Here is a 21,547-nt window from a genome sequence, read left to right as displayed (position 1 = left end):
GCTCCGTTCGGTCGGCTCCTTCGGCTTCCTGCGGAAGAACGACCAACGTAACCCGCGATGCCCACGTCAACGCGGCACGCGCTGCCCCGGCGTCACTTACGCGCCGCGGCCCACTCCTGCTGGACCGTCAGATCGGCCTTGACCTCGGCGAGCTGGGCGGCGACGGCCGAGGGGGCGGTGCCGCCGCGGCCGTTGCGGGATGCCAGGGCGCCGGGGACGTTCAGGACGGTGCGGACCTCGGGGGTCAGGTGCTCGGAGATCTTGGCGAACTGCTCGTCCGTGAGCTGGTCGAGCTCGATGCCGTTCGCCTCGCACTCCTTGACGCACTCGCCCGCGACCTCGTGTGCCACACGGAACGGCACACCCTGCTTGACCAGCCACTCGGCGATGTCCGTGGCGAGCGAGAAGCCGGCCGGGGCCAGCTCCTCCATGCGCTCGCGGTGCACGGTGAGCGTCGCCATCATGCCGGTGAAGGCGGGGAGCAGGACCTCGAGCTGGTCGCAGGAGTCGAAGACCGGCTCCTTGTCCTCCTGGAGGTCGCGGTTGTACGCGAGCGGCAGCGCCTTGAGCGTGGCCATCAGGCCCGTCAGGTTGCCGATGAGCCGCCCGGACTTGCCGCGCGCCAGCTCGGCGATGTCCGGATTCTTCTTCTGCGGCATGATCGACGAGCCGGTCGAGAAGGCGTCGTGGAGCGTGACGAAGGAGAACTCCTTCGTGTTCCAGAGGATGATCTCCTCGGCGATCCGGGAGAGGTTCACGCCGATCATCGCGGTGATGAAGGCGAACTCCGCCGCGAAGTCCCGGGACGCCGTCCCGTCGATGGAGTTGGCGGCCGAGCCGTGCTCGAAGCCGAGGTCCGCGGCGACGGCCTCCGGGTCGAGACCGAGCGAGGACCCCGCGAGCGCACCCGAGCCGTACGGCGACACGGCCGTCCGCTCGTCCCACTGCCGCAGGCGTTCCGCGTCCCGGGAGAGGGACTGGACGTGCGCGAGCACGTGGTGCGCGAAGAGCACGGGCTGGGCGTGCTGGAGGTGCGTACGGCCCGGCATGGCGACGTCGGGGTGTGCCTCGGCGAGGCCGACGAGCGCGCCCTGGAGGTCGGCGATCAGGCCGCCGATGATGCGGGCGTGGTCCCGCAGATACATCCGGAAGAGCGTCGCCACCTGGTCGTTGCGCGAGCGTCCCGCGCGCAGTTTGCCGCCGAGGTCGGCCCCGAGGCGTTCGAGGAGGCCCCGCTCCAGGGCGGTGTGGACGTCCTCGTCGGCGATGGTGCCCACGAAGGAGCCATCGGCCACGTCGGCCTCGAGCTGGTCGAGGCCGCCCAGCATGCGGGTCAGCTCGTCCTCGGTGAGCAGCCCCGCCTTGTGGAGCACGCGCGCGTGGGCGCGGGACCCGGCGATGTCGTACGGCGCGAGGCGCCAGTCGAAGTGGACCGACGCCGACAGCTTGGCCAGGGCCTCGGCCGGGCCGTCCGCGAACCGGCCGCCCCAGAGCCGGACGTCACCGCCGTTGTTGCTGCTCACTTCACGTACTCCTTAGCCTGCAATCGCCGTCATGCATGAGTATGCAGAACTCCGTATGTTTCGTCAATCCAGCCATGGCGTGCGGCGGCGCGTGAAGTCATTAGACAGGCGAAGTATCTCGGCGAATAATCCCTGACCATGGGAAAGACTCACGAACGCATCGACGGCAGGCTCCGCTCCTTCATCGAGGCTCAGCCCGTCTTCTTCACCGCCACCGCGCCGCTGGCCGACGACGGCACGATCAACCTCTCGCCCAAGGGCCTCACCGGCTCACTCGCCGTCATCGACGATCTCACCATCGCCTACCTGGACTTCGCGGGCAGCAACGCGGAGACGGTCGCGCATCTGCGCGAGAACGGCCGCATCACCCTGATGTGGACCGCCTTCCAGGGCCCGCCGAACATCGTCCGCGTGCACGGGCGCGGCGAACCCGTCTTCCGCGACGACCCGCGCTGGGCGGAACTCCTCGGGCACTTCCCCGACATAGACCCGACCCCGCACGGCCTGCGCGCCATCATCGTCGTGACGGCCGAACTCATCCGCGACACCTGCGGATACGCGGTGCCCTTCATGTCGTACGACGAGGACCGCGATCTGCACGCCAAGCGCTTCGCCCGCGAGGACGACGCGTCGCTGAACGCCTACTTCAGCAAGAAGGAGTACATCGCACGGAGCATCGACGGCCTGCCGGGCCTGCCGTTGCCCCTGCCCCCCACTACGGTCTGAGCCATGCGCCCCCGTGCCGCCGTTCTCGCCTCCGCAGCCGCCCTCGTGCTCGCCGTCACCGGAACCCTCGGGGCCGCGCCGGGCACGGCCCCGCCGCTGCCGGACCGGATGGCCGACACGGGCGGCGGCAGCCAGCTCATCACCGCCGAGGCCGCACGCACCGGCTCCACCACCGGCACCGTCACCTGGTGGGACCGGCGCGGCGGGCGCTGGACGAAGACCGGGTCGGTGGCGGCACGCTTCGGCGCGAACGGCCTGGCGGAGGGCCGCTCCCGCAAGCAGGGCACCAACACGACCCCCACCGGGCTCTTCCGCCTCCCGTACGCCTTCGGGATCAGGGCCGAGCCGTCGGGCACGACCTATCCGTACCGCCGGGTCACCAAGGACTCCTGGTGGTGTCAGGACAACGACTCCCGCTCCTACAACCGCTGGACCCAGCCCCGCCCCGCCGACTGCCGCGCCGCCGAGTCCGAGCACCTCATCACGTACGACCCCCAGTACACGCACGCCCTCGTGATCAGCTTCAACTACGACCGCCCGGTGCGCGGCCGCGGCGCCGGGATCTTCCTACACGTCAACGGCCGCGGGGCGACGGCGGGTTGCGTGTCCGTGCCGGGCGGGGCCATGGCCCGCATCCTGGACTGGGCCGAGCCGGAGCGGCGGCCGCACATGGCGATCGGGACGGCGTCGGGGGCGACCGACATCACGCGCTACTGAGCTACCACGCCGGACGGCACGACCACGCTCGGCCGCCCGTCCGCGCCAGCTCCGTGTAGCGACCACATATCGAGACGGGTTTGCGCCGTGCTGCGCGGCGGCGTTGCATCGCCGGGTGCAAACCGAACAGACGATCCCCAGTTCAACGAAGAGCGGCGACAGGGCGGCCCGCCTCGCCGTCACGGTCTTCCCCGTCCTCGTGCTCGCCGCGGGCGCGCTCGGCCTGCTGACGCCGGACACCTTCAAGGGCTGGGGCACGAACGTCCCGTACCTCCTGGGGCTCGTGATGTTCTGCATGGGGCTCACCATGACCCCGCTCGACTTCCAGGGCGTCGTCAAGCGGCCCTGGGCCGTCGCACTCGGCCTGGTCGCGCACTACGTGATCATGCCGGGGCTCGGCTGGCTGATCGCCCACGCGCTCGGGCTCTCGCCGCAACTGGCGGCCGGCGTGATCCTCGTGGGCTGCGCGCCGAGTGGGACCGCGTCCAACGTGGTGACCTACCTGGCGCGCGGCGACGTGGCCCTGTCCGTCTCGGTGGCGACCGTCTCGACCGTGCTCGCGCCGCTCATCACGCCGCCGCTGACCCTGCTCCTGGCGGGCGAGTACCTGCCCGTGGACGCGGGATCGATGGTCACCGACATCCTCAAGACCGTGCTGCTCCCGGTCCTCGCCGGTCTCGTCGTACGCCTGCTATTCGGCCGCTACATCGGGCGGGTGCTCAGCGCGCTGCCGTGGCTGTCCGCGCTGACCATCGCCGTCATCGTGGCCGTGGTGGTGGCGGGCAGCGCGGCGGCCATCAAGTCCGCCGCCCTGCTCGTGTTCGTCGCCGTCGTCCTGCACAACGGCCTCGGCCTCGCGCTCGGCTACGGCGCGGGCAAGCTGGCCCGGCTCGGGCCGCCCGCGTCGCGTGCCATGGCCTTCGAGGTCGGCATGCAGAACTCGGGGCTCGCGGCATCACTCGCCACCGCCCACTTCAGCCCGCTCGCCGCACTGCCCGCCGCCGTGTTCTCCGTGTGGCACAACATCTCGGGGGCGCTGGTCGCCGCGTGGATGGCGCACCGGGCACGGCGGACGGGCTGAAGAGACTCAGCCCGTCCGGCGATTGAGGACGAACTCGGCGAAGCCGGTGACAGGGGGGGCCAAGGCCAGGGGCCCGGCTAGTGCTCGTTCGACGCCAGCCTGAGCAGGTGATCGGCCAGCGCCTGGCCCCCCGTGGCCTCCCGGCTGATCAGCATCAGGGTGTCGTCGCCCGCGATCGTTCCCAGGATGTCGTGCAGTTCCGCCTGGTCGATCGCCGAGGCGAGGAACTGGGCCGCGCCCGGCGGCGTCCGCAGGACCACCAGGTTGGCCGAGGCCTCCGCGGAGATCAGGAGCTCCGCGGAGAGGCGGCGCATCCGCTCCTCCTTGGCGGACTCCCCCAGCGGCGCGCGCGGCGTGCGGAAGCCGCCCTCGCTCGGCACCGCGTAGATGAGGTCGCCCTCGGCGTTGCGGATCTTCACGGCGTTCAGCTCGTCCAGGTCCCGCGAGAGCGTCGCCTGGGTGACCGTGAGGCCGTCGTCGGCGAGCAGCTTCGCCAGCTGGCTCTGGGAGCGCACCGGCTGCCGGTTGAGGATGTCCACGATCCGGCGGTGGCGTGCGGTGCGGGTCTGCGGCACGGCGGGCCCGGCGTGATCCGGGTGTTCCGCGTGCTCGTTGCCTTGCGCCTGGCTCATCGTCGTCTCATTCTCCGGATCGTCCGTCCCCGTCGGCCGCGGTGGCCTGGTCAAGCACGCCTGGCAGGACCCCGATGAGCGCGTCCACCTCGTCGTCGCGCACGTTCAGCGGCGGCATCAGCCGTACGACATCAGGGGCGGGCGCGTTCACCAGGAAGCCGGCGTCCTGAGCCGCCTGCTGCACCTGGGGCGCGAGCGGCTCGGTGAGCACGATACCCAGCAGCAGGCCCGCGCCCCGGACATGGCCCACCAGCGGGTGCCCGAGTGACTCGATTCCGTCGCGCAGCTTCTCGCCCGCCCGCTTCACGTTCTCCAGGAGTCCGTCGGCCTCGATCGTGTCGAGCACCGCGAGTCCCGCGGCACACGCCACGGGGTTCCCGCCGAACGTCGTCCCGTGGTGACCGGGCTTGAGCAGCTCGGCCGCCGCGCCGAACGCGACCGTCGCGCCGAGCGGCAGACCGCCGCCGAGACCCTTCGCGAGCGTGACGACGTCGGGCTGCACGCCCTCGTGCGCGAGGTACTCGAACCAGTGGCCGGTACGGCCGATTCCGGTCTGCACCTCGTCGAGGACGAGGAGGGTTCCGGTGGCCTTGGTGATCTCGCGGGCCGCCTTGAGGTAGCCGGCGGGCGGCACGACCACGCCGTTCTCCCCCTGGATGGGCTCGATGACGACAAGGGCCGTCTCCTCGGTGACCGCTGCCCGCAGGGCCTCGGCATCGCCGTACGGCACGTGGGTGACGTCGCCGGGCAGCGGCAGGAACGGCTCCTGCTTGGCGGGCTGGCCCGTGAGCGCGAGCGCCCCCATGGTCCGGCCGTGGAAGCCGCCGTCCGTGGCGACCATGTGCGAACGCCCGGTCAGGCGGCCGATCTTGAAGGCGCCTTCGTTGGCCTCGGCGCCGGAGTTGCAGAAGTACACCCGGCCCTCGCGCCCGAAGAGCTGGAGCAGCCGCTCGGCCAGGGCGACCGGCGGCTCGGCGACGAAGAGGTTCGACACGTGGCCCAGGGAGGCGATCTGGGTGCTGACCGCCTCGACGACCGCCGGGTGGGCGTGGCCGAGCGCGTTGACCGCGATGCCGCCGACGAAGTCGACGTACTCCTTGCCGTCGGCGTCCCAGAGCTTGCTGCCCGCGCCGCGGACGAGGGGCAGCCTGGGGGTGCCGTAGTTGTCCATCAGCGCATCCTGCCAGCGCTTGGTCAGCTCCTCGTTGCCGGTCATGCCGCTTCCCCCTCTGTCGCGTCGTCGGATACGCCGGGCGCGTCGGGCACGACCATCGTGCCGATGCCCTCGTCGGTGAAGATCTCGAGCAGGATCGAGTGCTGGACCCGGCCGTCGATCACGCGGGCCGTCTCGACGCCGTTGCGCACGGCGTGCAGGCAGCCCTCCATCTTCGGGACCATGCCGCTGGCCAGCTCGGGCAGGAGCTTCTCCAGCTCCTTGGCGGTCAGGCGGCTGATCACCTCGTCGCTGTTCGGCCAGTCCTCGTAAAGGCCCTCGACGTCCGTGAGGACCATCAGGGTTTCGGCGTCCAGCGCAGCCGCAAGTGCCGCAGCCGCCGTATCAGCATTGACGTTGTAGACATGTCCGTCGTCCTGGGAGCGGGCGATCGAGGAGACGACCGGGATACGGCCGTCCGCGAGCAGCGCCTCGATGGCGCCGGTGTCGATCTCGGTGATCTCGCCGACGCGGCCGATGTCGACCAACTCGCCCTCGATGCGGGGCTGGTGCTTGGTGGCGGTGATGGTGTGCGCGTCCTCGCCGGTGAGGCCGACGGCGAGCGGGCCGTGCTGGTTGAGCAGCCCGACGAGCTCACGCTGCACCTGTCCGGCGAGCACCATGCGTACGACGTCCATGGCGTCCTCGGTGGTGACGCGCAGGCCTGCCTTGAACTCGCTGACGATGCCGTGCCGGTCGAGGGCCTTGCTGATCTGCGGGCCGCCGCCGTGCACGACGACGGGCTTGAGGCCCGCGTGGTGCAGGAAGACGACGTCCTGCGCGAACGCGGCCTTCAGCTCCTCGTCGACCATGGCGTTGCCGCCGAACTTGATGACGACGGTCTTGCCGCGGTGCCGGGTCAGCCAGGGCAGCGCCTCGATGAGGATCTGTGCCTTGGGGAGCGCGGTGTGCTTCCGCGCGGTCGGATTGCCGCTCGTGCTGCCGCTCATGAGCTGTACGCGCTGTTCTCGTGGACGTAGTCGGCGGTGAGGTCGTTGGCCCAGATCACGACGGGCTCGGCGGTGCCTGCCGCCAGGTCGGCGGTGATCTTGACCTCTCGGTAGCGCATGTCGACGAGGTCGCGGTCCTCACCCACGCTGCCGTTCTTGCAGACCCATACGCCGTTGATGGCGACGTTCAGCTGGTCCGGCTCGAAGGCGGCCTTCGTCGTGCCGATGGCGGAGAGCACCCGGCCCCAGTTCGGGTCCTCGCCGTGGATGGCGCACTTGAGGAGGTTGTTGCGGGCGATGGAGCGGCCCACCTCGACGGCGTCGTCCTCGGAGGCCGCGTTGACGACCTCGATCCGGATGTCCTTGCTCGCGCCCTCGGCGTCGCCGATGAGCTGGCGTGCGAGGTCGTCGCAGACGGTACGGACGGCTTCGGCGAACTCGGCGTATTCCGGGGCGACTTGAGCAGCGCCGGAGGCGAGAAGCAGCACTGTGTCGTTCGTCGACATGCAGCCGTCGGAGTCCACCCGGTCGAAGGTGACCTTCGTGGCGTCCCGCAGGGCCTTGTCCAGGACGTCGGCCTCCAGGTCGGCGTCCGTGGTCAGGACGACGAGCATCGTGGCGAGTCCGGGGGCGAGCATTCCCGCGCCCTTCGCCATGCCGCCGACCGTCCAGTTGTCCTTGGTGACCACGGCCGTCTTGTGCACGCTGTCGGTGGTCTTGATGGCGATGGCGGCCTTCTCGCCGCCGTGCGCGGAGAGTTCGGCCGCTGCCGTCTCGACGCCCGGCAGGAGCTTGTCCATGGGGAGCGTGACGCCGATGAGGCCCGTCGACGCGACGGCGACCTCGCCGGCGTTCAGGTCGAGCGTCTCGGCGACCTTCTCGGCGGTGGCGTGCGTGTCCTGGAAGCCCTGCGGGCCCGTACAGGCGTTGGCGCCACCGGAGTTGAGGACGACGGCCGAGACGAGTCCGCCCTTGACGACCTGCTCCGACCAGAGGACGGGGGCGGCCTTGACGCGGTTGGAGGTGAAGACGCCCGCGGCGGCCAGGCGGGGCCCGGTGTTGACCACGAGGGCCAGGTCCGGGTTGCCGTTCTCCTTGATCCCGGCGGCGATGCCCGCCGCCGTGAATCCCTTAGCTGCCGTCACACTCACGGCGCGACTCCGATCGTAGAGAGCCCGGTGGCCTCGTCGAGGCCGAGGGCGATGTTCATGCTCTGCAGGGCGCCGCCCGCGGTGCCCTTGGTGAGGTTGTCGATGGCGCTGATCACGATGACGCGCCCCGCCGCCTCGTCGTACGCGACCTGGATCTGCACGGCGTTCGAGCCGTACACCGCCGCGGTCGCGGGCCACTGCCCCTCGGGGAGCAGCCGGACGAAGGGCTCGTCGGCGAAGGCCTTCTCGTACGCGGCCCGCACACTCTCGGCGGTGACTCCCGGCGTCGCCTTCGCGCTGCACGTGGCGAGGATGCCGCGGGGCATCGGGGCCAGGGTGGGCGTGAAGGAGACGGCGACGGGGGTGCCCGCGGCGGCGGAGAGGTTCTGGATCATCTCGGGGGTGTGCCGGTGGACTCCGCCGACGCCGTACGGCGACATGGAGCCCATGACCTCGGAGCCGAGCAGATGCGGCTTGGCGGCCTTGCCCGCGCCCGAGGTCCCGGACGCGGCGACGATCACCGCTTCGGCCTCGGCGAGCCCGGCGGCGTACGCGGGAAAGAGCGCGAGCGAGACGGCCGTGGGATAGCAGCCGGGCACCGCGATGCGCTTGGAACCTTCCAGGGCGGCGCGGGCGCCGGGCAGCTCGGGCAGGCCGTAGGGCCAGGTCCCGGCGTGCTCGCTGCCGTAGAACTTCTCCCAGTCGGCCGCGTCATTGAGCCGGAAGTCGGCGCCCATGTCGACCACGAGGACGTCCGGGCCGAGCTGTTCGGCGACGGCGGCGGACTGGCCGTGGGGCAGGGCGAGGAAGACGACATCGTGACCGGCGAGCACCTCGGCGGTGGTCGGCTCCAGGACACGGTCGGCGAGCGGCGTCAGGTGCGGCTGCAGCGCGCCCAGACGCTGGCCCGCGTTCGAGTTGCCGGTGAGGGCGCCGATCTCCACTTCGGGGTGGACGAGCAGCAGCCGCAGCAATTCACCGCCCGCGTACCCACTCGCTCCCGCCACTGCTGCACGTACCGCCATGGAACCCTCCTCTTGGATGGCATGACTATACGCAGGGCCGCACTTTTATGCAACGAAGGTGCCGCGGGCCCTGTGCTGCGAGACCTTGCACCTGCCGTGGCGTCATGTGCTGTCGTGAAGGAAGTACTGCACGAAAGGCTCCTCATGGACTTCCCCCTCAGCACGCCCCGGCAGGTCAGGATCGGTGATGCCGCCGCGTTCGCCGGAACCACGCCCAGAGCCATCCGGCACTACCACGCCATCGGTCTGCTGCCGGAGCCCGAACGGGGCGGGGACGGAAAACGCCGCTACGGGTACGACGACATGATCCGCCTGCTGTGGATCCGCAAGATGACGGACGCCGGCATCGGCCTGGACGACATCCGGACCTCCTTCGACGGCACTCGGACCATCGACGAGACCCTGGAGCGCCTTGAAGAGACGCTGGCTGCCCAGGAAGCCGCCCTCCGGCGCCGGCGCGCGGCCGTGCACCGGCTTCGGGAGGCGGGCAGCCCTCTGGGCCTTCTCTCTCCCCTGGTCACCAGCCGGCTCCGGGACCTGCCCCCGGACGCCCTGCGCCAGTCCGACCTGGACAGCCTGCTGGTATCGGAACGGATCTTCGGCCCGCTGGGTTCCGCCCTCCAGGCCAGTGTGTGCATCGTGCTCGCGGCCGACCCCGAGCTACGGGCCGAAGCCGACCGCCTCGACGCAGCCGAGGAGGCGCTGGACGACACCGTCGATCCTCACGACCCGCGCGTCGAGGAGATCGCCGTCCGGCGATGCGCCTTCCAGAAGGCCCTGGAGCAGGCCATCGAGGCTGCCGGGCTCGAAGAGGCCGAGGAAGAGCTCTTCGACCTGTACGACGCCGACCTGACGGGCGAGGAGAACGCGTCGATGAGCGCCTTCGAGGCAATCGGCAAGATGCCGTACGACTTCTCGCGCGCCCGGCTGCGCTGCATGGAGCGCGCCATCGAGCTGAGCGCCCCGTCAGCTCAGTGACACAGCCATTGCCAGCGGCGGCGTTCCGTGACGAGGGTGGCGGTGGCCAGCAGGATCACGGGGACCGCCGCCCAGACCGGCCAGGCCGCCCACGAGGAAGCCACGGCGGCGACCAGCTGGAGCAGCACGAGCAGGATCGTGACCGGGCCCGGCACGGCGATGATCACATGGGCCTTGTCCCCCGGGGTCGAGAACAGCGTCGGTAGGCCGATCAGGACCACCACGGACAGGGCCGCCAGCAGCCATGAGTACTCGGCAAGGGCCCAGGGGGTGGCCACCCACGCGACGAGTTCCGTCGTGAAGCGCAGGGCGGACGCGGTGCGGTCGTCCGGTCGCGTCGAGGTCGCCGGCCCGCCGGCAGAGTCGGTCACCCGCGGACGATCTCACGGCGCGCGGGCCGCCGCCAGAGACCGGGAGGCCGTCGGCGCCACAGCTTTTCGCTCACGGTCACGCGAATGGCGATGAGTTCACGCCCGAGCGAGGGTCAGTACAGACAGACACACGCCGTGCCGTTCAAAGCTGACGACAGGAGAGAGTCATGCCTCGCATCACGCCCACCCTCTGGTTCGACACGCAGGGCGAGGACGCCGCCAAGTTCTACGTGTCGGTCTTCCCCAACTCGAAGATCACGAACGTCGTCCACTACGGCGCCGCCGGGCCGCGGCCGGCCGGGACCGTGATGACCGTCGACTTCGAGCTCGACGGCCTGCCCTATCTGGCACTCAACGGCGGTCCCGAGTTCACCTTCAACGAAGCGGTCTCCTTCACGATCGAGTGCGCCGACCAGAAAGAGGTCGATCACTACTGGACGAAGCTCTCCGAGGGCGGCGAGGAAGGCCCCTGCGGCTGGCTCAAGGACAAGTTCGGCCTCTCCTGGCAGGTCGTCCCCGCCGCCCTGGGCGAGCTCGTCTCCGACCCCGACGAGGCACGGGCGCAGCGCGCCATGACCGCCATGCTCGGCATGAAGAAGATCGACGTGGCGGCGCTGTACGCGGCGGCGGACCAGAAGTGACCGTCCCAACGCCCGCCCAAATGGTTTGACTTGGAGTCGACTCCAGCTCCTAGGGTCGGAGCCGTCCGCCCGACACGGGCTCACGGCTCCACCTGGAGGTACCGGCATGACCAGCATTCCCACCCGCCGTCTGGGCGCACTGACCGTCTCGGCGCAGGGGCTCGGCTGCATGGGGATGAGCCACGCGTACGGCGCCTCGGACGACGCGCAGTCGATCGCGACGCTCCACCGCGCCCTCGACCTCGGCGTCACCCTGCTCGACACGTCCGACTTCTACGGCGCGGGGCACAACGAAGAGCTGATCGGCCGCGCACTGGCCGGCCGCCGCGAGCAGGCCGTCCTCGCCACCAAGTTCGGCTTCGCCAACCGCCTCGGCGAGCCGACGCGGATCAGGGGCGACGCGGCCTACGTACGAGAGGCGTGCGACGCCTCGCTGCGGCGGCTCGGGGTCGACCACATCGACCTGTACTACCTGCACCGCGTCGACCAGGACGTGCCGATCGAGGAGACCGTCGGCGCGATGGCCGAGCTCGTCGAGGCCGGGAAGGTGCGTCACCTCGGGCTCTCCGAGGCGAGCGCGCAGACGATCCGGCGGGCGTACGCGGTGCATCCGATCGCCGCACTGCAGAGCGAGTGGTCGCTGTGGACGCGGGACCTGGAGGCGGAGATCGCGCCGGTCTGCCGCGAACTCGGCGTCGGCATCGTGCCGTTCTCGCCGCTCGGCCGCGGTTTCCTGACCGGGCGCTACACCTCGGCCGCCGGTCTTCAGGAAGGGGACATGCGGCGCGACCAGCCGCGGTTCGCCGACGGGAACCTGGAGCGCAACCTGCCCATCGTCACCGCCCTGAACGCCCTGGCCGAGGAGAAGGGCGTCACCGCCGGGCAGCTCGCCCTCGCCTGGGTCCAGCACCGCGGCGACGACGTGGTGCCGATCCCGGGCACGCGCCGGGAGAAGTACCTCACGGAGAACCTGGGCGCGCTGGCCATCGAGCTCTCCGCCGAGGATCTCGCCGCCATCGACGCGGCGGCACCCGCGCATGCGGTCGCCGGGACGCGGTACGACGAGAACAGTCTCGGTTTCGTCGACAAGTAGACATCCCGGGGCGCGGGCCGGGGGCGGTGGCCGCGTAGCCTGCGGTCATGCCCTTTCCGGATGAAGCAGCCGCGCACGACGGCACGCGACACGTGGGAGGCCTCCAGACCTTCCACGGCGTGCCGGACGTGCTGGCGTACTTGGCCGGGACCTGGCGGGTGGAACGGACGGCGCGGGATCTGGCGGGCAACGCGGAGGGGCACTTCTCGGGCACCACGGTGTTCACCCCGTCCGACGACGGCGGCGGCGGCCTTCTGCACCACGAGTCCGGCACCTTCACCTGGCGCGGCACTCCCCGCCCCGCCGAGCGCACCCTCCGCTTCATGCCGGGGGACGACCCGGCCACCGCGCACGTCCTGTTCGCCGACGGCCGTCCCTTCCACGACCTGAACCTGCGCACCGGCAGCCACACCGCCGACCACCCGTGCGGACTCGACCTCTACCGCGGCGAGTTCGAGGTGTACGACGAGCGGCGCTGGCGCATGCGGTGGCGCGTCGCGGGCCCCGCGAAGGACCTGATCCTCACGACGGCCTACACGCGAGCTGAACCCGAGGAGCGTCGTGAGCGGGCCGATCCGAGGTAGACGCGGTGGGCGTCTCGTGACCGGTGGGGAGCGTGTGGTGTGCGCCGGTCATGGGCGCAGGCCTCGCGGCCGCTCCGGCAGGCAGCCTCAGCGGGCGCTCCCCCGCACCTCGTCGCACGCCCCGCGCAGCCTGCGCACCCCCTCGGCGATCTCTCCGGTCCCCGCGACCGCGGCGAAGCTCAACCGCACGTGCGCCGCCGGGGGTTCGGCCGCGAAGTAGGGGCGGCCGGGGGCCACCGCGACGCCCGCGCGCAGTGCCGCTCCCGCCAGGGCCGCCTCGTCCGTGCCGTCGGGCAGGCGCAGCCACAGGAGGTAGCCGCCCGCGGGGATGTGCGGCAGGGCGAGTTCGGGCAGGTGGAGGCGCAGGGCGGCGGCCATCGCGTCCCTGCGGTCCTTCAACTCGGCAGCCACGTTGCGCAGATGGCGCGGCCAGGCCGGGGAGCCGACCAGTTCGAGCGCCGCCTCCTGAAGCGGTCTCGGCACGAAGAAGTGGTCGACGACCTGGATCGCGCGCAGCCGTTCGAGGACCGGTCCGCGCGCGGCGAGCGCGCTCACCCTGAAGCTCGGCGAGGTGGCCTTGGTGAGCGAGCAGACGTGCACGACGACCCCGTCGGGGTCGTCGGACTGCAGGGGCCTCGGCAGCGGCCCCGCGTCCTCGTGGACGAGACGGCGCACGAAGTCGTCCTCGATGACGAAGGCCCCGGCCTCCCGCGCGATCCGCAGCACCTCCGGGCGGCGCTCGGCGGACAGCACCGCCCCCGTCGGGTTCTGGAACAGCGGCTGGCAGACGAACACCCTCGCCCCCGTGGCCTTGAACGCCGCGGCGAGCAGGTGCGGCCGTACGCCGTCCACGTCCACCGGCACCGGAACGGGCCGCAGTCCCGCCGCGCGGGCGATGGCCAGCATGCCGGGGTACGTCGGCGACTCGACCAGGACGGGCGCGCCCGGCGGGGCGAGCGCCCGCAGCGCCGTGGTGAGCCCGCTCTGGCCGCCCGCGGTGATCAGCACCTCGGCGGCCGTGATCGCGCCGCCGATCCCCCGCGCGAACCATTCCCGCAGCTCGGGCAGGCCGTCGATCGGCGGCCTCCCCCACGCCCCGGGCCGCCGCCCCGCCCTGGCGAGGGCCGCCGCCATCGCACGCTCGGGCTGCAGCGAGGGGTGCAGATAGCCGCCGTTGAACTCGATGACGCCGTGCGAGGGCGCCGCCAGCGTGGCCAGGACCCCGGAGGCGTCCACCGCGCGCGGCACCAGCTCCGTCGCCGCGTCGGCGCTCAGCGTCACCTCCTGCCAGGAGGTGTCCCCCGCCGGCGCCGCGGCGGCCTGCGGTTCGGCGCGGAAGACTCCGGCGCCGGGCCGGGTGACGACCAGGCCCTCGGCGGCCAGTTGCCCCAGGGCCCGCGACACGGTCACCGGGCTCACCCTGAACCGGTCGACCAGTGCCCGGCTCGACGGCAGCTTTCCACCTGGAGAGTAGCGGTCCAGCTCGTCCCGCAACCGTTTGGCCAACTCAGCGACACTGCTACTCTCGTGCATGACAGCACAGGATAGCGCTACTCGCCCAAGCCGGATAGCGGTCACCACGACCCCGATCTCCCGGAACGGCGCACGCCGCAGCGGCACCGTCATGGCCGCGCTCGGCGTCACCGCCTTCTCGCTCACCTTCCCGTCCACCGCCTGGGGCCTCGAAGGCATCGGCCCCTGGACGTTCGTGGCCCTGCGCTGCGTCCTGAGCGCGGTCATCGCGGGCGGCGCCCTGCTCGCCCTGCGCGTCCCGCTGCCCGCCCGCCGCCACTGGGCCGGGCTCGCGGTCGTGGCCGCCGGGGTCGTCGTCGGCTTCCCGCTGCTCACCACGCTCGCCCTGCAGACCTCCACCACCGCCCACGCGGCCGTCGTCGTCGGCCTGCTCCCGCTGACCACCGCCGTGTTCTCGGCGCTGCGCACCGGGGCACGTCCTTCGCGGACGTTCTGGGCCGCGGCCCTCACCGGCGCGGCGGCGGTGATCGCGTTCACGGTCCAGCAGAGCGGCGGCGCCCTGTCGACCGCCGACCTCTACCTCTTCGCCTCGCTCCTCATCTGCGCGGCCGGCTACACCGAGGGCGGCCGTCTCGCCCGCGAGATGCCGGGCTGGCAGGTCATCGGCTGGGCACTGGTCCTGTGCCTGCCGCTCGCCGCGATCGGGGCCGCCGTCGCCCTCCAGCACGAGCCCTTCCAGCTCACCGGGCACAGCACCGCGGGGCTGCTGTACGCCGCCATCGGCTCGCAGTTCCTCGGCCTGGTCGTCTGGTACTGCGGCATGGCCGCGATCGGCGTGCCCAAGGCCAGCCAGCTCCAGCTGGCGCAGCCGCTGCTCACGCTGGTCTGGTCGGTGTTCCTGCTCGGCGAGCAGCTCACCCCGGCCGCGCCACTGACCGCCGCGGCCGTCCTCGTGTGCATCGCGGTGACCCAGCGGGCACGCGGTTAGGGCCCTTCTGCCGCCGACGGCCGGGGCTCAAGGTCCCGCCACCGGACGTAGACTTGCGGCCACGGAAAGCAACCGCAGGGTGGGACGAGGAGGTCGCTCCAGATGCGTGCAACCGTAGGCGACGAGCTGGTGCTGCACGGCAGGACCGTCGGGCAGCACGACCGGATCGCACAGGTCGTCGAGGTGCTCGGCGCGGACGGCGGCCCGCCGTATCGCGTCCGCTTCGACGACGGTCACGAGACGCTGCTGTCACCGGGCCCCGACACCGTCGTACGGCACCAGGACCCGGCCTCATAACGTCCGGCGAGAGACCCGAATAACATCCGGCGAGAAACCCGACCGGCGTCAGCGGGGTGGCTTGGCCGGCTTTTGGTAGTGGTCGGCCACCACGCGCGCCATCGCGCCGATCCTGTCCACGCCCACTTCCTTCGCCGAGAAGTACACATGCCCGCGGGCCTGCGGGAACCCCTTGGCGTACGTGAGGTGGCGGGACAGCTCGGCGGGATCCTGCCAGGCGGCGGGCTGTGCGGGGTCGCCCGCCTTGTAGAGGGCCTCCCCCACGTACAGGCGCACGCCCGTGTCCTCGACGACATCGGCCCACCAGGGCAACAGCTTGCCGTAGTCCGCCACGGTGAAGCCGATGTTCCAGTAGAGCTGCGGGCAGATGTAGTCGAGCCAGCCCTTCTTGACCCAGCCGCGGGTGTCGGCGTGCAGGTTGTCGTAGGTCTGCACGCCGGCCTGGGTGTCCGAACCGAGCGGATCGGTCGAGGCGTTGCGCCAGACCCCGAACGGGCTGATCCCGAACTGCGCGTGCTTGCGTACCTTCTTCACGCGCGTCGCCATCTCCCGCACCAGGCGGTCGATGTTGTCGCGCCGCCAGGCGGCCCGGTCCGGGAAACCGCCGCCGTAGCGCGCGAAGGCTTCGTCGTCGTCGAAGACCTGCCCGGCGACCGGGTACGGGTAGAAGTAGTCGTCCCAGTGCACCGCGTCGATGGCGTAGTGCCGCAGGGCGTCGAGCATCGCGTCCTGGACGAAGCGGCGCACCTCGGGCAGGCCGGGGTTGTAGTAGAGCTTCCCGCCGTACGGCACGACCCAGTCGGGGTGCAGTCGCGCCGGGTGTGTCGGGACGAGCCGCGAGGGGTCCGTGTGGTTGGCGATGCGGAAGGGGTTGAACCACGCGTGCAGTTCAAGGCCCCTGCGGTGCGCCTCGGCCACGGCGGTGCCCAGCGGGTCCCAGCCGGGGTGCTTGCCCTGCACGCCGGTGAGGCACTCCGCCCACGGTTCGTACGGCGAGGGCCACAAGGCGTCGGCGGTGGGCCGCACTTGGAAGATCACGGCGTTCAGCCGACGCCGTACGGCCGTGTCGAGGTGCCCGATCAGTTCGGCGCGCTGCTCGGCCACCGTGAGTCCGGGCTTCGACGGCCAGTCACGGTTGGCGACGGTCGCCAGCCACATGCCCCGCAGCTCACGGCGCGAGCGGGCCTTCCCGGGCACGGCGGCCGCGTCCCCCGCGGCTGTGAGCCCCGCCACCATCGCGGCTGCCGCAATCGTGAAACCTCGGCGTGACATACGCCTCATCCGCTCGCCCCCTGGCCTGCATATCCGCCGGAACCGCTGCTTGTACCGGACAGCATGCCCGACCCGGCACGTCATGCACCGGAGGTTCGGCGGTAACGTTCACCGCTGGGGCAGACACCGCAACCGTACGGGGGACTGCCCGCCCGTTGATCAGCGAAAGGCACGAGGTGACCGACTCTATGCCCGACATCGCACGCGTCGGAGTAGTGGGCTGTGGCCAGATGGGCGCCGGGATCGCGGAGGTCTGCGCCCGCTCCGGACTGGATGTGATGGTCGCGGAGACCACCGGCGAGGCCCTGGAGATCGGCCGCACCCGGCTCTACAACTCTCTCTCCAAGGCCGCCGAACGCGGCAAGATCTCGGAGGAGGAGCGGGACGAGACGCTCGCCCGGCTCAGCTTCACGACCGACCTCGGGGAGTTCTCCGACCGCGACCTCGTCATCGAGGCGGTCGTCGAGAACGAGGCGGTCAAGACCGAGATCTTCCAGGTGCTCGACCAGGTGGTGACCCGGCAGGACGCGATCCTCGCCTCCAACACCTCGTCCATCCCGCTGGTGAAGCTGGCCGTCGCGACGTCCCGCCCGGACGCGGTCATCGGCATCCACTTCTTCAACCCGGCACCGGTGCAGCAGCTCGTCGAGCTGATCCCCGCGCTCACGACGTCCGAGGGGACGATCAGCCGCGCGCAGTCCATGGTCGAGAAGGTGCTCGGCAAGCACGCGATCCGCGCCCAGGACCGCTCGGGCTTCGTGGTGAACGCCCTGCTCATCCCGTACCTGCTCTCCGCGATCCGGATGTTCGAGTCGGGCATCGCCAGCCGCGAGGACATCGACAACGGCATGGAGATGGGCTGCGCCCACCCGATGGGTCCGCTCAAGCTCGCCGACCTGATCGGCCTCGACACCGTCGCCTCGGTCGCGGACAGCATGTACGCCGAGTACAAGGAGCCGCTGTACGCCGCTCCCCCGCTGCTCCAGCGGATGGTGGACGCGGGGAGGCTCGGCCGCAAGTCCGGCTCGGGCTTCTACCCCTACGGCTGAGGCGGCTCACACCTGCACCCGGCGCTTCGCACCGCACGCGGGCCCGGCACTCGATCGAGTGCCGGGCCCGCGGCGTTCACACACCGTGTGCGCCATGGGCTCGCATATGCCCTTCGCACACTCTCCCGTCCCGGCCACCAGGCAGGTTCACTTTTCCGTGCGTAGCAGGGGGATCGACAGCTACAGAGAGGAGCGGACCAGTGACCGCCGACCCCGAGCATCGCGTGGTCCCGCACGAACTCGCCGAGTTACGCCGCAGCTTGGACGTGGGGCTGACCCGCGTCGACGGAGAGCTGGCGTTGCTCACCCAACATGACGAACAAAGCGTCAAGAACCAGGATGAATTGACCGTAAGGATCACCGCACTCGAGCACACTCGATGGCCGCTGCCCGCCCTGCTCGCCCTGACGGCGGTCGGCGCGCTCGCCGTGGCGATCTGGCAGGCCATCGGCCGTTAGTGCGCGTCCTGGCCCAGACGCAGGTGGTGCAGGAGGAGTAGTGCCGCCGCCATGTTGGCGGCGGGTACTTCTCCGCGGGCCACCATGTCAGGGACGAGTTTGAGTGGGACCCATTCACGGCGGTCGGACTCGAAGTCGTCCTCGGGATGACCGATGTAGGTGCACTCGTCGGACCAGTAGATGTGGTGCCTTGCATCGGTGAGCCCATTGGACGGCTCGACACTCATCAGGTGTCGTAACGGGCCCGGCCGCCAGCCGGTCTCCTCCTCCATTTCCCGGGCGGCCGCGTACGCGAGATCCTCCCCGTCCTCGACGACGCCGGCCGCGAGTTCCCAGCCCCAGCTGTCGGTGATGAAGCGGTGCCGCCAGAGCAGCAGCACCTCGTTGGCCTCATTGACCACGGTGGCCACGGCGACGGGCCGCAGCCGTATCAGGAAGTGATCGAGGTGCCGGCCGTCGGGCAGCTCCACGTCTGCCAAATTGACCGTGAACCATCGATTTCCATACACAGTTTGTTCGCTTTGTTTCGTCCACTGCACGGTTCTGCCACCTTCCGCCGAGTAGATGGCAATATCGCAGCAGGAGGGTGTTCAGAGCAGTGCCGGGCGGTGCACGTCACAGGGGTACGCGCAACGCCCCGTCGATGAGTTCGGCTGCCTCGGCCGTGCCCGCGCAGTCACTGCGCACCAGATGTTCCCGCACGGCCCGGAGGCGGTCGCGCAGCCGTTGGGACTCCATCCCCCGTGCCTGTTCTGCCATTTCCACCGCCGTGGCCACTGCCTCGTCGGTGTTCCCCTGGCGCAGTTCGATCTGGCTGAGCATGGCGAGCCGGTGGACCCGGCCCCTGTCATGTGCCGGAGTGTCCACCGCCGCGGCCGCGTGTTCGTACGCCCCCGAGAGGTCTCCGAGGCTGAGCAGCGCCTCCGCCACTTGTACGTTGACGAGTCCGGGCTGGACATAGCCGGTTTCGTCCGGCTCACGTCCGCGCCGGATGCGATCCGCCGCGACCTCCGCACGCCGGATGCACGACAGCGCGCTGCTGCCATCGCCCAGGTGTGCGTACGACTTGGCCTGCATGGCGTAGAGATCGGAGGCCAGGGCCGGGGTCAGCTCGCGCCCCGCGGCGCGCAGCGCGGCCTCCGCGAAGGCCACCGCCTGGCGGTACTCGCGCATGAACAGCGACTGGTTGACTAGCAGCGCGATGACGTAGGCGCCAAGGCCCCTGTCGCCGCTGGCCTTCGCCAGGCGCAGGGCCTGGTGGAAGTAGCGCTGGGCCAGGCCGTGCGCGTCCGAGTCGTAGGCGCAGATCCCCGCGATGGCCACCAACCCGCCGGTGGATCTGTGCAGTTGGCGCCCCGTCTCGTCCGTGTAGCTGCCGCGCAGCAGCGGCGCGGCCTCGGCGTTGAGGAAACCGACGATGCGGGTGCGGGTCGCGATGCCGCCGGTCTTGCGGTACATCTGCTCGTAGTGGGCGCGGGCCGCGCGCATCATGTCGATGTCGGCCGTGCTCACCGGATGCCTGCCACCCCGTGAGACGTCCACGTCCTCGGGCGGGTTCTCCCACTCCCAGACCGGCATCACCGCGGGGGTTCCCGTGACCGCGGGTGCGCCGAGGAGGTGCGGGCGCTGCTGTTCGTCCGAGCGCCACAGGGCCGTGGCCCGCTCCACGAACCCGGAGAGCGTCGAGGCCATGGAGTGGTGCCCGACGGCCGGCAGCCCCGGCACGCCGAGGCCGATGTCGTCGAGGGTGACGGTGCGCTGGAGCCGCCCCGCCAGTACCTCGCAGATCAGGTCGGGCACCTGGCCTCGTGGGCGCTGGCCCTTCAGCCACCGTGACACGGCGGTGTGTTCGTACCGCAGGGCGAGGCCTCGCCTCTTCCCCGCCTGATTGACGTGGGCAGCCAGGCCCGCGTGGGAGATTCCCGCCTCGTCGAGGATCGCGTCGAGCAGGGTATTGGGCTGCATGGAGGCCCTCCGGTGGCTCGGTGTGGCCAGCGTAGTAGAGGTGACTTCACACGGGGTGTGAACGGAACGCCCGAATCCGGGGGGTGTGCGCTCTGCCGTCGCCACTCCCGTCACGCTTGACTGAGATTCCTCACAAGGAGGCCGGCCGGGCCGCCGGCTCCCCCTCGAAAAGTACGGCGGCCCACACCGGCGCCGCCCGCCCCGCCGTCTGCCCGACACCTACAGGCGGGACCGGGCGGCGCAAGGCCGGTGGAGGTTGACGGTGCGTCACGTCATGGTGCTTTGCCGACGCACCGTCTCCCCCTGCTGGACCGGCACCCGTCGGCGGTCGTTCCGCAGGACCAGCAGCGCGGCGTCGTCGGTGGGCAACCGCCCCGCGTGGCGCGCGAGTTGGGCGTACACCGCACGGATCACCGACTGGGGTGCGACCGGCGGGACCCGCACCGCTTCGGTGAGCGCCGCCTGGAGCGGGAAGAAACGGCCGGCCGCGTCCCGCGCGTCCTCCATGCCGTCCGTGTGCAGGGCGAGCGCCTCCCCCGGCAGGAGCGGCCCGCAGTGCAGCAGGGGCAGTTCGGCGGGGAGCGGGAAGGGGCCGAGCGGCGGCAGCGGGTCCCCGTCGGAGACCGGCTCGGCGTGCCCGCTCAGGCGGTACGGCCAGGGATGACCGCAGTTGAGCGCGGTCAGCTCGCCTTCGGGGCCGATCTCCATCAGCAGGACGGTGACGAACTCCTCGGCCGGTGGACTCTCCGGCACCGGAGCGCCGTTGGCCGGATGCTCGGCCCGCGACCGCTCCCGTAGATGCCGCTCCAGGGAACGCTCCAACTTCCGCAGCACATGAGGCAGTTCGGGCTCCTCGTGCGCCGCCTCGCGGAAGCTGCCGAGCACCGCGGCGGCCGTGCCGACGGCGGGCAGGCCGTGCCCGCGCACATCGCCCATGACCACCCGCACGCCATGATCGGTGGCCATCACCTCGTACAGATCCCCGCCGACGGAGGCGCCGCGGGACGCGGAGACCCGTCCTGCCGCGACCGTGAGGCCCTCGACGCGCGGCGGCAGCGGGCGGAGCAGGACGTTCTGTGCGGCGCCCGCGATCTCCCGGAGCTGGCGCAGCTCCCGCAGCAGAGCGCCGCGGACCTGCAATATCAGACCGGTGCCGACCGCGAAGAAGACCGCGCTGGTGACGATCCGGGCCCCCAGGCCGTCCTGCTGGGCGAGCGGGCAGACGAGTTTGTACGTGATGGCGGCCGCGCCCCACGCCGTGGGAAGACCGAGCGTGAGGACGCGCCGGACGCGTGGCGGCTCCACCCGGGACACCCGCGTCCCGGCCTTCACCCGGAGCCTGGCCCGGCTCCTCGCCCGG

The 21,547-nt window shown here is 71.2% G+C and carries 23 protein-coding genes; 11 read left to right on the top strand and 12 right to left on the bottom strand.

What is annotated here, in order from left to right:
• Positions 1–92: 92 nt before the first annotated feature.
• On the bottom strand, positions 93–1,523 hold the full coding sequence (argH, locus tag ACWFRU_RS26825; protein ID WP_453690703.1) for an argininosuccinate lyase: 1,431 nt from the start codon (positions 1,521–1,523) through the stop codon (positions 93–95).
• Between the two features lie 138 nt (positions 1,524–1,661).
• On the opposite strand from argH, the gene ACWFRU_RS26820 reads away from it, so the two are divergent.
• The 3 genes from ACWFRU_RS26820 to ACWFRU_RS26810 all read left to right on the top strand — a co-directional run bounded on the left by ACWFRU_RS26820 (position 1,662) and on the right by ACWFRU_RS26810 (position 4,047).
• On the top strand, positions 1,662–2,249 hold the full coding sequence (locus tag ACWFRU_RS26820) for a pyridoxamine 5'-phosphate oxidase family protein (RefSeq protein WP_453690702.1): 588 nt from the start codon (positions 1,662–1,664) through the stop codon (positions 2,247–2,249).
• 3 nt (positions 2,250–2,252) lie between these two features.
• Positions 2,253–2,966, top strand: coding sequence for a L,D-transpeptidase family protein (locus ACWFRU_RS26815; RefSeq protein WP_453690701.1), 714 nt, complete (start codon positions 2,253–2,255; stop codon positions 2,964–2,966).
• Between the two features lie 115 nt (positions 2,967–3,081).
• Positions 3,082–4,047, top strand: a complete 966-nt coding sequence (locus ACWFRU_RS26810; RefSeq protein WP_453690700.1) for a bile acid:sodium symporter family protein — start codon at positions 3,082–3,084, stop codon at positions 4,045–4,047.
• A 77-nt stretch (positions 4,048–4,124) separates the two neighbouring features.
• Here the strand turns inward: ACWFRU_RS26810 and ACWFRU_RS26805 are convergent, their stop codons facing one another.
• Genes ACWFRU_RS26805 through argC form a run of 5 tightly spaced genes read right to left on the bottom strand, consistent with a single transcriptional unit; the run spans position 4,125 to position 9,018 of the window.
• Complete coding sequence (locus ACWFRU_RS26805) at positions 4,125–4,679, bottom strand: arginine repressor (RefSeq protein ID WP_160503870.1); 555 nt, start codon at positions 4,677–4,679, stop codon at positions 4,125–4,127.
• Positions 4,680–4,686: 7 nt separating this feature from the next.
• Positions 4,687–5,895: an acetylornithine transaminase gene (locus tag ACWFRU_RS26800; RefSeq protein ID WP_453690699.1), complete on the bottom strand. Its 1,209-nt coding sequence runs from the start codon at positions 5,893–5,895 to the stop codon at positions 4,687–4,689.
• A complete protein-coding gene (argB, locus tag ACWFRU_RS26795; protein WP_453690698.1) occupies positions 5,892–6,842 on the bottom strand; it encodes an acetylglutamate kinase in 951 nt (316 codons plus the stop codon). Before argB ends, ACWFRU_RS26800 begins: the two co-directional genes overlap by 4 nt.
• Entirely contained in the window at positions 6,839–7,993 is a 1,155-nt protein-coding gene (gene argJ / locus ACWFRU_RS26790; protein WP_453690697.1) for a bifunctional glutamate N-acetyltransferase/amino-acid acetyltransferase ArgJ, read from the bottom strand. The genes argB and argJ overlap by 4 nt, the downstream gene beginning before the upstream one ends.
• The gene (argC, locus tag ACWFRU_RS26785; RefSeq protein ID WP_453690696.1) at positions 7,990–9,018 is read right to left on the bottom strand and encodes an N-acetyl-gamma-glutamyl-phosphate reductase; all 1,029 of its coding nucleotides are present in this window, start codon (positions 9,016–9,018) and stop codon (positions 7,990–7,992) included. The genes argJ and argC overlap by 4 nt, the downstream gene beginning before the upstream one ends.
• Positions 9,019–9,162: 144 nt before the next feature.
• Here argC and ACWFRU_RS26780 point away from each other — a divergent pair, with 144 nt between their 5' ends.
• Complete coding sequence (locus tag ACWFRU_RS26780; protein ID WP_453690742.1) at positions 9,163–9,996, top strand: MerR family transcriptional regulator; 834 nt, start codon at positions 9,163–9,165, stop codon at positions 9,994–9,996.
• On the opposite strand, the gene ACWFRU_RS26775 is transcribed toward ACWFRU_RS26780, so the two are convergent.
• Complete coding sequence (locus ACWFRU_RS26775) at positions 9,990–10,367, bottom strand: hypothetical protein (protein WP_453690695.1); 378 nt, start codon at positions 10,365–10,367, stop codon at positions 9,990–9,992. The genes ACWFRU_RS26780 and ACWFRU_RS26775 overlap by 7 nt on opposite strands.
• A gap of 167 nt (positions 10,368–10,534) precedes the next feature.
• Between ACWFRU_RS26775 and ACWFRU_RS26770 the strand changes: the two genes are divergently transcribed.
• The 3 genes from ACWFRU_RS26770 to ACWFRU_RS26760 all read left to right on the top strand — a co-directional run bounded on the left by ACWFRU_RS26770 (position 10,535) and on the right by ACWFRU_RS26760 (position 12,685).
• Positions 10,535–11,008 carry a VOC family protein gene (locus tag ACWFRU_RS26770; RefSeq protein ID WP_453690694.1) on the top strand — a complete coding sequence of 158 codons (474 nt, stop codon included), beginning with the start codon at positions 10,535–10,537 and terminating at the stop codon, positions 11,006–11,008.
• A gap of 106 nt (positions 11,009–11,114) precedes the next feature.
• On the top strand, positions 11,115–12,101 hold the full coding sequence (locus ACWFRU_RS26765) for an aldo/keto reductase (protein WP_453690693.1): 987 nt from the start codon (positions 11,115–11,117) through the stop codon (positions 12,099–12,101).
• 119 nt (positions 12,102–12,220) lie between these two features.
• Positions 12,221–12,685, top strand: coding sequence for a DUF6314 family protein (locus ACWFRU_RS26760; protein ID WP_453690741.1), 465 nt, complete (start codon positions 12,221–12,223; stop codon positions 12,683–12,685).
• Positions 12,686–12,772: 87 nt separating this feature from the next.
• Here the strand turns inward: ACWFRU_RS26760 and ACWFRU_RS26755 are convergent, their stop codons facing one another.
• Positions 12,773–14,218, bottom strand: coding sequence for an aminotransferase-like domain-containing protein (locus ACWFRU_RS26755; protein WP_453690692.1), 1,446 nt, complete (start codon positions 14,216–14,218; stop codon positions 12,773–12,775).
• On the opposite strand from ACWFRU_RS26755, the gene ACWFRU_RS26750 reads away from it, so the two are divergent.
• Together ACWFRU_RS26750 and ACWFRU_RS26745 are read left to right on the top strand one after the other, a co-directional pair.
• A complete protein-coding gene (locus tag ACWFRU_RS26750; RefSeq protein ID WP_453690691.1) occupies positions 14,217–15,146 on the top strand; it encodes a DMT family transporter in 930 nt (309 codons plus the stop codon). The two genes, ACWFRU_RS26755 and ACWFRU_RS26750, sit on opposite strands and share 2 nt — an antisense overlap.
• 102 nt (positions 15,147–15,248) lie before the next feature.
• Positions 15,249–15,443 (top strand): DUF1918 domain-containing protein, encoded by a 195-nt coding sequence (locus ACWFRU_RS26745; protein ID WP_363210929.1) that lies wholly within the window; start codon positions 15,249–15,251, stop codon positions 15,441–15,443.
• Positions 15,444–15,491: 48 nt separating this feature from the next.
• On the opposite strand, the gene ACWFRU_RS26740 is transcribed toward ACWFRU_RS26745, so the two are convergent.
• On the bottom strand, positions 15,492–16,724 hold the full coding sequence (locus ACWFRU_RS26740; protein ID WP_453690690.1) for a glycoside hydrolase family 10 protein: 1,233 nt from the start codon (positions 16,722–16,724) through the stop codon (positions 15,492–15,494).
• A gap of 179 nt (positions 16,725–16,903) precedes the next feature.
• Between ACWFRU_RS26740 and ACWFRU_RS26735 the strand changes: the two genes are divergently transcribed.
• Together ACWFRU_RS26735 and ACWFRU_RS26730 are read left to right on the top strand one after the other, a co-directional pair.
• Positions 16,904–17,764: a 3-hydroxybutyryl-CoA dehydrogenase gene (locus ACWFRU_RS26735; RefSeq protein ID WP_363210927.1), complete on the top strand. Its 861-nt coding sequence runs from the start codon at positions 16,904–16,906 to the stop codon at positions 17,762–17,764.
• 200 nt (positions 17,765–17,964) lie between these two features.
• Positions 17,965–18,222 (top strand): hypothetical protein, encoded by a 258-nt coding sequence (locus ACWFRU_RS26730; protein ID WP_363210926.1) that lies wholly within the window; start codon positions 17,965–17,967, stop codon positions 18,220–18,222.
• Here the strand turns inward: ACWFRU_RS26730 and ACWFRU_RS26725 are convergent.
• The 3 genes from ACWFRU_RS26725 to ACWFRU_RS26715 form a co-directional block, all read right to left on the bottom strand.
• Positions 18,219–18,761, bottom strand: a complete 543-nt coding sequence (locus ACWFRU_RS26725; RefSeq protein WP_160503895.1) for an NUDIX domain-containing protein — start codon at positions 18,759–18,761, stop codon at positions 18,219–18,221. The two genes, ACWFRU_RS26730 and ACWFRU_RS26725, sit on opposite strands and share 4 nt — an antisense overlap.
• Before the next feature lie 76 nt (positions 18,762–18,837).
• Positions 18,838–20,187: a transcriptional regulator gene (locus ACWFRU_RS26720; protein ID WP_363210924.1), complete on the bottom strand. Its 1,350-nt coding sequence runs from the start codon at positions 20,185–20,187 to the stop codon at positions 18,838–18,840.
• A gap of 267 nt (positions 20,188–20,454) precedes the next feature.
• A complete protein-coding gene (locus ACWFRU_RS26715; RefSeq protein ID WP_453690740.1) occupies positions 20,455–21,501 on the bottom strand; it encodes a PP2C family protein-serine/threonine phosphatase in 1,047 nt (348 codons plus the stop codon).
• Between the last annotated feature and the right edge of the window lie 46 nt (positions 21,502–21,547).

The organism is Streptomyces sp. NPDC055099 (genome assembly GCF_053607685.1).
The sequence above is the reverse complement of the archived record's forward strand: the minus strand, read 5'-3'. Positions and strand labels throughout refer to the sequence as shown.